Source organism: Falsigemmobacter intermedius (assembly GCF_004054105.1).
Classification (GTDB): Bacteria; Pseudomonadota; Alphaproteobacteria; order Rhodobacterales; family Rhodobacteraceae; genus Wagnerdoeblera; species Wagnerdoeblera intermedia.
Genome location: NZ_SBLC01000005.1, coordinates 179,510 through 188,908, shown reverse-complemented (window position 1 = coordinate 188,908; position 9,399 = coordinate 179,510). Strand labels below are relative to the sequence as shown.

Here is a 9,399-nt window from a genome sequence, read left to right as displayed (position 1 = left end):
CACAAAAATACCGGTGCAACGCGCACCAGAAATGCGAAAGGGTCCCTCCTCCTCCCTGGACCCTGAGCTTCGGCAGCGGCCCTCTCCTCCTCCCTGGGGTTGCTGCCACCGCGAAAGGCCCCTCCTCCTCCCGGGCCGATCGTCAACGGCGGCAGTCCCCTCCTCCTCCCTGGGACTGCCGCCTTTTCCTTTTTCGAAAGCCGAAAACGAAGAAAGCGCCCGAGGGCGCTTTATGTCGTTGGCTTCAATGCCGGATATCAGCCCGGAAGAACCCGGCCGCGACGGTCATGCCGCAGCAGCGAATAAAGCACGTGATTGCGCCAGCGCCCGGCGATCTGCAGATAGGCCTGGGCCACGCCTTCATATTTGAAGCCGCATTTCTCCAGCAAAGCCCGCGACGGGGTGTTTTCCGGCAGGCAGGCCGCCTCAATCCGGCTGAGATCAAGCCGCGTGAAGGCATGATGCGACAGCGCCTCAATCGCCTCGCGCATATAGCCGTGGCGGGTGAAGGGCTCGCCCATCCAATAGCCGATGGTGCCCGACTGCGCCGGACCACGGCGGATGTAATCAAGGGTGATCCCGCCCATCAGCATCTGATCTTCGCGCCGGATCACAAAGAGCGGCAGCCCCGAGCCTTCGGCATCTGAGCGCAATGCCCAGGAGACCCGGTTGGAAAAGGACCGCCGGCTGAGGTGATCCTCAGCCCAGACCGGTTCCCAGGGCGTCAGAAAAGCTTTTGAGGCCTGGCGCAAAGCGCTCCAGGCCATATGGTCAGCCTGCTGCGGCAGGCGCAGCGTCAGACGCGGGGTCTCAATGACGGTGCGTCTGCGCAGCTTCAGCATCAGTGAGCAAGCCTTTCACGCAGCTCTTCCACCGAGGGCGTGGCCTCCGCCTGACCATAGACCGCCATGGCCATCTTCCCGCCCATGGCGAGATTACCGGCGTAGGTTTTCACGCGGTCCAGCGTTACGGCGTCGATCTCGGCCACCATTTCCCCCATCTGCGGCACTTTGCCATAAAGTGCGAGCATCCGGGCCATATGTTGCGTGCGCGCCCAGGGACCTTCAAGCCCCATCAGCAGACCTGCGCGGCGCTGCGCGCGGATCCGCGCGACTTCTGCTTCGGTCAGATCCTCAGCCGAACGCTTCAGCTCGTCCATGGTATAGCGCGCCAGATCCCCCACCTGCTCGGCACTGGTGCCCGCATAAACGGTGATCAGCCCGGTGTCCTCATGGGCTCCGGCCTGGGCATCGACCGTATAGCACATGCCATGCTCTTCGCGCAACTTCTGGAAGAGGCGTGAGGACATGCCGCCCCCCATCGCCCCGGCCCAGGTCTGGGCAACATGCAGGTCTTTTGAGTGCCAGCTCTCCGCCTCAAAGGCGAAAGCCAGATGCACCTGCTCCAGATCTTCGATCTCACGGCGCTCACCGCCTGAGAATTTCGCAGGCTCAAAGGGGCTGACCGGGCGCGCCTCAAGGTGACCGAAGAGCGCCTTCGCCTGGGCGACGATGGCGTCGTGGTCCACCGCACCCGCGGCCGAAAGAATCATCTGCCCGGGGTGGTAATGCGCACCGACAAAGCGCTTGAGATCATTGGCATCGAAGGCGCCCACGCGCTCGGATGTTCCAAGGATCGAACGGCCCAGCGGTTGCGACGGGAAAGCCGTCTCCTGCAGCCACTCAAAGACCACATCATCGGGCGTGTCGAGCATCTGCCCGATTTCCTGCAGGATCACGCCGCGCTCAATCTCAATCTCGCGCGTCTCAAAAGCGGGGTTGAGGGTGATATCAGCGATCACATCCAAAGCCAGCGGCACATCGGCCTTCAGCACACGGGCATAGTAGGCCGTGCTTTCGTTTGAGGTATAGGCATTGAGATAGCCGCCCACATCCTCAATCTCTGAGGCAATCTGCAGCGCAGAACGGCGGGCCGTGCCTTTGAAGGCCATATGCTCAAGGAAGTGAGCAATGCCGTTCTGGTCCTGCGTCTCGTGACGCGCACCCACGTTCACCCAAAGACCAATCGCCGCTGTTTCCAGCGACGACATGGCGTCCGTTGCAATGCGCAGCCCGTTGGGCAGCGTCTCAATGCGGATCATACGTTATGTCCAGTCGTTTCAAGGACCAGCGCCTCAAGCGCGGCAAGATCATTCGGCACCCGCGTCACACGCTCGGGCCGCTCAAACAGGTCGGCCATGCGCGGAGGCAGAGCCGGGCGGATGCCCGAGGCCTTTTCCACCGCATCGGGGAATTTCGCCGGATGCGCGGTGGCAAGGGTCACCATCGGGTTTTCCCCAAGATGGGCTTCCGCCACCCTCACTGCAACCGCCCCATGCGGGCAAATCAGCTCTGCTGAGGCTTTCAGCGTGGCGCCGATTGTCGCAAGGGTTTCCTCTTCCGAAGCGCGGCCTGAGGCGAAACCTGCACGAAGTGCCTCAAGCGCGCCCTGGGGCACGGTGAATTTGCCGGTGGTTTTCAGATCATTCATCAGATCGGCTACGGCCGCCCCTTCACGGTCCAGCACGTCAAAGAGCAACCGCTCAAAGTTCGAGGAGACCTGAATGTCCATCGAGGGGCTCATCGAAGGCGCCACACCGCGGGTTTCATAAACGCCGGTTTCCAGCGTGCGGTGCAGAATGTCGTTCTGATTGGTGGCAATCACCAGTTTGCCGATGGTCAGGCCCATGGAGCGGGCGATATGGCCGGCATAGATATCCCCGAAGTTGCCGGTCGGCACGGTGAAATCGATGGTGCGATGCGGCGCGCCCAGCGACACAGCCGAGGAGAAGTAGTAGACCACCTGGGCCAGAACCCGCGCCCAGTTGATTGAGTTCACCCCTGCAAGGCCCACAGCATCGCGGAACTCAAAGTGATTAAACATGTCTTTCAGGCGGGCCTGACAATCGTCAAAATCCCCGTCCAGCGCCAGGGCGTGGACGTTAGATTCCGAGGGCGTCGTCATCTGGCGGCGCTGCACTTCCGACACGCGGCCATGCGGGAAGAGGATGAAAACATCGACGTTCGAGAGGCCGCGGAACGCCTCAATCGCCGCCGAGCCGGTGTCGCCGGAGGTCGCCCCCACGATGGTGATGCGCTTGCCCGATTTTGCCAGCGCCGCCTGCATCATCTGACCGATGAGCTGCATGGCGAAATCTTTGAAGGCCAGCGTCGGCCCGTGGAAGAGCTCCAGCAGGAAATGGTTCGGTGCCAGCTGCTTCAGGGGCGCGCGGGCGGCGTGTTCAAACCCCTGATAGGCGGCGGCGATCAGGCCTTTGAATTCGTCGTCGCTGAAGGTTTCACCGATGAAAGGGCGCATGACGCGGAAGGCGATTTCTTCGTAAGAGAGACCTGCCATCGCGGCGATCTCATCTTTCGAGAAGCTCGGCAGATGCTCGGGCACATAAAGCCCGCCATCCCGCGCAAGGCCGGTCATCATCGCCCCGCCAAAGTCCAGAACCGGTGCGCTGCCGCGGGTTGAGATATACTGCATGGCCTTCTCCTCAGCTTCTGCGTTGCGAAATACGCCAGATCAGAAGCCCTGTCATCCCTGCCCAGACAGTCGCAAGCAGGAACCAGGTGATGGCATATTGCAGATGGTCGTTCGGGATGCCGGAGGTATCAAGCGGCATCGCCTCAATCCCCGGCACAACGGTTTCGCGGGCAACCACAAAGGTCGCTTCTGTGTTCAGCGCCTGCGCCATGGCCTCAACATCGCGGGCAAACCAGAGGTTCGCGGCGCTGTCGGGCGCGGGGGTATAGGCATCGACTTCCTGCGGGCGGTGCAGGTTGGCCGCGAAGCTGTGATCGCCGGCAATCTCAGGCAGCGCCGCGCCGTCGCGGATAAAGCCCAGATCAGCCAGCACGCGGCGCTCGCCCGTGTCCAGCACGGCGATGATGCGGTGGCCGGGACCGATCTGTTTGCGGCTGACCAGCACCCGCAGATACTCCCCCGTAAGCCGCCCCGAGACCGCAACAGGCAGATAAACTTCCCCCTGCCCTTCGGGGGGCAGCGCGACGGGATCGGCGGCAATCCCCGCCTCAATCCCCGCCAGCACGCCGTTCTTCCAGATCTGCCGCTGCACCTGCCAGGTGCCAAGCGAAATCAGGATCGCACAGCCCGCAAGCCCGAGCAGGACGGGAAAGATCAGACGGCGCAGCATGAGGGCATCCCGAAAAGTCAAACGCGGACCCGAAAGGGTCCGCGCACTATTGCCTTGGGCAGAAGGCAGGGGCAAGCCCTGCCTCAGCAGATCAGCGGCCCCAGACGTAGATCACGGCGAAGAGGAACAGCCAGACCACATCCACGAAGTGCCAGTACCAGGCAGCGGCCTCAAAACCAACGTGCTGCTGCGGCGTGAAATGGCCCTTCATCGCACGCACCATGCAGACGAAGAGGAAGATGGTGCCGACGATGACGTGGAAGCCGTGGAAGCCGGTCGCCATGAAGAAGTTGGCGCCATAGATATTGCCCGAGAAGCCGAAGGCCGCGTGGGTATATTCATAGGCCTGGAAGAAGGTGAAGAACACGGCCAGAACAATCGCCAGCGCCAGGCCGTTGATCATGTCTTTGCGGTTGTTCTCATGGGCGATGGCATGGTGCGCCCAGGTGCAGGCTGCGCCCGAGCAGAGCAGGATCAGCGTGTTGATCAGCGGCAGGTGCCAGGGATCGAACACTTCAATGCCAGCCGGCGGCCAGACGCCGTCACGGATCGGGCTGTCCGGCCCCATCGGGTAAAGCGCATGCTTAAAGAAGCTCCAGAACCATGCGACGAAGAACATGAGTTCCGAGATGATGAACAGCAGCACGCCATAGCGCAGGCCGATCTGCACCACCGGAGTGTGGTCGCCGGTCTGGCCTTCATGAACCACATTGGCCCACCAGGCGTAGAAGACGTAAAGCACGCCGACGAAACCGATGGCGAACATCCAGGGAGTCATCCCCTTCATCCACAGCACGGCGCCAAAGAGCATAATGAAGGTTGCCACGGCTGCGATAAACGGCAGGCTCGATGGCGGCAGAATATGGTAGTCGTGGTTCTTTGCGTGAGCCATTACGCTTGTCCCTCGTTTGCGTCAGTTGGCCACCGTTCCGGTACCAGACGGCTGAAGGGCCGCCTGCTCCGCGGGCAGGTCTGTCGTGTGAAATGTGTAGGAAAGAGTGAGCTCGCGCACGAATTTGGCTTCGCGGTCGTTCACCAGTTCCGGGTCGATAAAGAAGGTCACCGGCATCTGCACGGTTTCACCGGGCTGCAGAATCTGCTGAGTAAAGCAGAAGCAGTCGATTTTGGTAAAGAAGCTGCCCGCCGAGAAGGGGGCGACATTGAAACTTGCGGTGCCCGCAACGGGGCGGTCGGTGGGGTTATGTGCCTCATAAAAGGCCAGACCCGTCTCACCGATGCGGATCTCCATCTCCCGCTGAAGCGGACGGAAGGTCCAGGGCATGCCCGAAGCAACACCGGCGTCAAACCGCACCTTCATGACCCTGTCGAGCACCTGATCCGGCGCTGCGGCGGCCTGGTTCGTGGTGCCGCCAAAACCGGTCACCCGGCAGAACCAGTCGTAAAACGGCACGGCTGCGAAAGACAGCGATGCCATCAGCACCACCACACCGCCCAGCTGGAGTGCCGTTTTGCTGCTCTGGTTCATGGCTGCGCACCGCTGTGGTTTTGCTGCGAATAGGTTTCCTGCAGCTCCCCGCGGGTCACCTTAACAACGGTCAGGCCAAAGACCAGCGCCACAAAACCCACCAGCACAAGGCCAAGGCCCATATTGCGGCTGAAGCGGCGCTTATGCAGCTCATGCTCAGGGGTGAAAAAGGTTTTACCGCTCATGATTACCATCCGCCGTATCCGGCAGCCTTCAGGGCTGCCTCGGCCATAAAGGCCGTAAAGTGCAGGAAAAGATAGGCCAGCGAGAAGCGGAAGAATTTCCGCTCAGCCGCATAGTTGTCAGCCTTTGCCACCGCCTCTTCGCGTTTCCGGATGCGGAAGGCACCGATCAGGAACCAGGCGTTCAGCACCAGCGCCACCGCCAGGGTCAGCGGCCCGCCGATGGAGGTGAAGGCCGCGCCGATCGCGATCGGGGCCAGCACCACGGTATAGCCAAGGATATGATTGCGGGTCACTTTGCGGCCGTGAGTCACGGTCAGCATCGGCACGCCGGCTTTTTCGTAATCCGCGTTCATGAACAGCGCCAGGGCCCAGAAGTGCGGCGGCGTCCAGAAGAAGATGAGCATGAACATCATCACGCTCTCAATCGAGATGCCGCCCGTGGCGCAGGCCCAGCCGATCATCGGAGGGAAGGCCCCCGAGGCGCCGCCGATGACGATATTCTGCGGCGTCGAGCGTTTCAGCCAGATCGTGTAGATCACGGCATAGAAGAAAATGGTGAAGGCGAGGAAGGTGGCGGCAAACCAGTTGGCCGCAAGTCCCAGCATCAGAACCGAAATCCCCGAGAGCGCAAGGCCCAGACCAAGCGCCTCCCCCGGCTGCACCCGGCCCGAGGGCACAGGACGCGAGGAAGTGCGCTTCATCACCCGGTCGATATCGGCGTCATACCACATGTTCAGCGAGCCCGACGCGCCGCCGCCCAATGCGATGAAAAGGATCGAGGTGGCCGCCACAAAGGGATGCACCGAAACCGGCGCCACCAGAAGGCCCACCATGGCGGTGAAAACCACCAAAGACATGACGCGCGGCTTCAGCAAAGCGACGTAGTCACCGAAACCCGCCTCATTGGGGGCGGTATGAGTCATTTCGCTGGCGCGCAGATCAGTCATTCTTCCGTCTCCCGTCACGGGCCGCAGGAAGTGCGGCCCGGACCTCCGTCAGTCAGTTTGGCTCAGTTCGCCGAAGCGAGGGTCTGGGCTTTGGGCAGATAGGCGTATTCACCGGCTTTCGCGCGCTCAACCCAGGCGGCGTATTCCGCTTCCGAGACGACTTTCACCGTGATGGGCATGTAAGCATGGGCGATGCCGCAGAGTTCCGAGCACTGACCGAAATAGATGCCCTCTTTCTCGGCATTGAACCACAGCTGTGCGAGGCGACCCGGAACACCGTCCTGTTTCACGCCGAAGGCCGGGATGGTCCAGGAGTGGATCACGTCTGCCGCCGTCACCTGAACGAGGATGGTTTTGCCGACCGGAACGACCATTGCGGTATCGGTGGCCAGCAGGAAGTCCTCTTTGGTGTAACCGGCATCGATCAGCTGCTGCTCAACTTCAGCGGTCAGACGGTTGTCGCCGCCGGTCGCCGGAGCGCCGATCATATAGCTGTCGAATTCAACTTCATGCTCGGGGTACTCATAGGTCCAGTACCACTGCTTGCCGGTCACCTTCACGGTGATATCGGCCGCCGGCATTTCCTGCTGCTTGAACAGAACCGGCAGCGAGAAGGCACCGATGACGATCAGAATGATGATCGGCAGAACCGTCCATGCGACTTCGATGGGCGAGTTATGAGTGAAGGTTGCGGGCTTCGGGTTCGCACGGCGGTTGTAGCGCACGATGCTCCAGATCAGCAGGCCGGTCACGAAAATGGTGATCGCGGTGATGATGTAGAGAATGAAGCCGTCCAGCCATTGCAGTTCGCGGGCCAGTTCGGTTGAAGCCGGCTGAAAACCAATGGCCTTATCAACCGGACGACCGACCACCGGCAGGCTGTCCTGAGCCGATGCAGCTTGTGCGGCGAGCACGGCCGCCACTGCGGTCAGGCTGGCCGGAAGAGTGGTTGCAAAACGCATGTTAAAATCCCGTACGTCCCGTCGTGGTGCGGCGAAATCTGCCGCTTAGCGCAGACCCTCCCCTGTAAAAGGCAGAATCCCGTTGTTCCTGTCCAGGGGAGAAACCATATTGTCGCACCCGGGACAAGCGAAACCATCGTTGACAGTGGCAAAGCTTGCTCTCAGTCAGGACATGTGCAGACCAGCAGAAAGGTATCCCGATGGCTGAGGATCGCTTCCGTCCCTTTGAGACCCGCCTCGACGAGGCCGAGGCACTCGCCGTTCTCAGGGAGGCCCTGTCGGGGGCCGATGATGGCGAGATTTTCCTTGAACGCAAGCGTTCTGAGGCCCTGGTGCTCGACGACGGGCGCATCCGTCAGGCGAGTTATGACGCCTCAGAAGGCTTCGGTCTTCGGGCCGTACGCGGTGAGGTGGCGGGCTATGCCCATGCGACTGAGATCTCAATTTCCGCCCTTCGGCGCGCGGCTGAAACCGCACGACTCGCCGTCGGAGAAGGCGGCGGCACCCTTGCCGACGCCCCCGCCGGGACCAATCGTCGCCTTTACACCGATGAAAATCCCCTTTCGGGCTCGGAGTTTGCGATTCGCGTCGAGACCCTCCGCGAGATCGACAGCTTCGCGCGTGAGCTTGACGCCCGTGTCGTTCAGGTGACAGCTTCCATGGCCGCCTCACTGCAGGAGATTGAGATCCTGCGCCCCGAGGGGCTGCGCATCGGTGACATCCGCCCCATGGCGCGGCTGAACATCTCGGTCATCCTTGAGGAGAACGGCCGCCGTGAGACCGGCTCTTCGGGGGGCGGCGGGCGGATCACGCTTGACGGTCTGATGCAGCGTGAGCACTGGCAGGGTGTTGTGCGCGAAGCGATCCGCATTGCGGGCGTGAACCTGGGCGCCGTGGCCGCTCCGGCGGGGCAGTTCGATGTCATGGTCGGCCCCGGCTGGCCGGGTGTGCTGCTGCATGAGGCGGTGGGCCATGGCCTTGAGGGCGATTTCAACCGCAAGGGCGTCTCGGCCTTCTCGGGCCGCATCGGCGAACAGGTGGCCGCCCGCGGCGTCACCGTCGTCGATGACGGCACCATCGCGGACCGCCGTGGCTCGGTCACCATCGACGATGAGGGCACGCCCTCTGCGCGCAACGTGCTGATCGAGGACGGCATTCTGGTCGGCTACATGCAGGACCGCCAGAATGCGCGGCTGATGGGCGTGGCCCCGACCGGCAATGGCCGGCGCGAGGGCTATGCCCATATCCCGATGCCCCGCATGACCAATACCTTCATGATCGACGGGAAAGATGATCCCAAAGCCATGCTGGCCGATCTGAAAGACGGCATCTACGCCGTCGGCTTTGGCGGCGGGCAGGTGGATATCACCAACGGCAAATTCGTCTTCAACTGCACCGAGGCCTACCGCGTGCGCAACGGCGTGGTCGGCGAGGCGCTGAAAGGGGCCACGCTGATCGGCGACGGTCCGACCGCCATGGGGCTGATCCGCGGGATCGGCAATGATTTCGCGCTGGATCCCGGTGTGGGCAACTGCGGCAAAGCCGGTCAGTGGGTGCCCGTGGGCGTTGGCCAGCCCTCTCTGCTGCTGGGCGGGCTGACCGTCGGCGGCTCTGCAGCCTGAGCGCGAAGAAAAACACGCATAGCGCGAAAATAATC

Annotated in this window: 10 protein-coding genes; 1 reads left to right on the top strand and 9 read right to left on the bottom strand. The window is 62.1% G+C overall.

From position 1 onward, the window contains the following. Positions 1-257: 257 nt before the first annotated feature. The 9 genes from EP867_RS05410 to coxB form a co-directional block, all read right to left on the bottom strand. On the bottom strand, positions 258-842 hold the full coding sequence (locus EP867_RS05410) for a GNAT family N-acetyltransferase (RefSeq protein WP_128487176.1): 585 nt from the start codon (positions 840-842) through the stop codon (positions 258-260). Then, complete coding sequence (locus tag EP867_RS05405; RefSeq protein ID WP_128487175.1) at positions 842-2,101, bottom strand: M16 family metallopeptidase; 1,260 nt, start codon at positions 2,099-2,101, stop codon at positions 842-844. The genes EP867_RS05410 and EP867_RS05405 overlap by 1 nt, the downstream gene beginning before the upstream one ends. After that, entirely contained in the window at positions 2,098-3,492 is a 1,395-nt protein-coding gene (gene thrC / locus EP867_RS05400) for a threonine synthase (protein ID WP_128487174.1), read from the bottom strand. Before thrC ends, EP867_RS05405 begins: the two co-directional genes overlap by 4 nt. Before the next feature lie 10 nt (positions 3,493-3,502). Beyond that, the gene (locus tag EP867_RS05395) at positions 3,503-4,162 is read right to left on the bottom strand and encodes an SURF1 family protein (RefSeq protein ID WP_128487173.1); all 660 of its coding nucleotides are present in this window, start codon (positions 4,160-4,162) and stop codon (positions 3,503-3,505) included. A gap of 91 nt (positions 4,163-4,253) precedes the next feature. Beyond that, positions 4,254-5,054 carry a cytochrome c oxidase subunit 3 gene (locus EP867_RS05390; protein WP_128487172.1) on the bottom strand — a complete coding sequence of 267 codons (801 nt, stop codon included), beginning with the start codon at positions 5,052-5,054 and terminating at the stop codon, positions 4,254-4,256. Positions 5,055-5,075: 21 nt separating this feature from the next. Continuing rightward, entirely contained in the window at positions 5,076-5,648 is a 573-nt protein-coding gene (locus tag EP867_RS05385) for a cytochrome c oxidase assembly protein (protein ID WP_128487171.1), read from the bottom strand. After that, positions 5,645-5,833 carry a hypothetical protein gene (locus EP867_RS05380; protein WP_128487170.1) on the bottom strand — a complete coding sequence of 63 codons (189 nt, stop codon included), beginning with the start codon at positions 5,831-5,833 and terminating at the stop codon, positions 5,645-5,647. Before EP867_RS05380 ends, EP867_RS05385 begins: the two co-directional genes overlap by 4 nt. Before the next feature lie 2 nt (positions 5,834-5,835). Continuing rightward, on the bottom strand, positions 5,836-6,780 hold the full coding sequence (cyoE, locus tag EP867_RS05375) for a heme o synthase (protein WP_128487169.1): 945 nt from the start codon (positions 6,778-6,780) through the stop codon (positions 5,836-5,838). Between the two features lie 62 nt (positions 6,781-6,842). Further along, on the bottom strand, positions 6,843-7,742 hold the full coding sequence (gene coxB / locus EP867_RS05370; protein ID WP_128487168.1) for a cytochrome c oxidase subunit II: 900 nt from the start codon (positions 7,740-7,742) through the stop codon (positions 6,843-6,845). A 200-nt stretch (positions 7,743-7,942) separates the two neighbouring features. On the opposite strand from coxB, the gene tldD reads away from it, so the two are divergent. Next, complete coding sequence (gene tldD / locus EP867_RS05365; protein WP_128487167.1) at positions 7,943-9,364, top strand: metalloprotease TldD; 1,422 nt, start codon at positions 7,943-7,945, stop codon at positions 9,362-9,364. Positions 9,365-9,399 lie beyond the last annotated feature (35 nt).

What these genes read in the sequence shown, in the direction of transcription:
- cyoE (WP_128487169.1), bottom strand. Translation starts at nt 6,780, where the DNA reads ATGACTGATCTGCGCGCCAGCGAAATGACTCATACCGCCCCCAATGAG.
- tldD (WP_128487167.1), top strand. Translation starts at nt 7,943, where the DNA reads ATGGCTGAGGATCGCTTCCGTCCCTTTGAGACCCGCCTCGACGAGGCC.
- thrC (WP_128487174.1), bottom strand. Translation starts at nt 3,492, where the DNA reads ATGCAGTATATCTCAACCCGCGGCAGCGCACCGGTTCTGGACTTTGGC.
- EP867_RS05380 (WP_128487170.1), bottom strand. Translation starts at nt 5,833, where the DNA reads ATGAGCGGTAAAACCTTTTTCACCCCTGAGCATGAGCTGCATAAGCGC.
- coxB (WP_128487168.1), bottom strand. Translation starts at nt 7,742, where the DNA reads ATGCGTTTTGCAACCACTCTTCCGGCCAGCCTGACCGCAGTGGCGGCC.
- EP867_RS05405 (WP_128487175.1), bottom strand. Translation starts at nt 2,101, where the DNA reads ATGATCCGCATTGAGACGCTGCCCAACGGGCTGCGCATTGCAACGGAC.
- EP867_RS05390 (WP_128487172.1), bottom strand. Translation starts at nt 5,054, where the DNA reads ATGGCTCACGCAAAGAACCACGACTACCATATTCTGCCGCCATCGAGC.
- EP867_RS05385 (WP_128487171.1), bottom strand. Translation starts at nt 5,648, where the DNA reads ATGAACCAGAGCAGCAAAACGGCACTCCAGCTGGGCGGTGTGGTGGTG.
- EP867_RS05410 (WP_128487176.1), bottom strand. Translation starts at nt 842, where the DNA reads ATGCTGAAGCTGCGCAGACGCACCGTCATTGAGACCCCGCGTCTGACG.
- EP867_RS05395 (WP_128487173.1), bottom strand. Translation starts at nt 4,162, where the DNA reads ATGCTGCGCCGTCTGATCTTTCCCGTCCTGCTCGGGCTTGCGGGCTGT.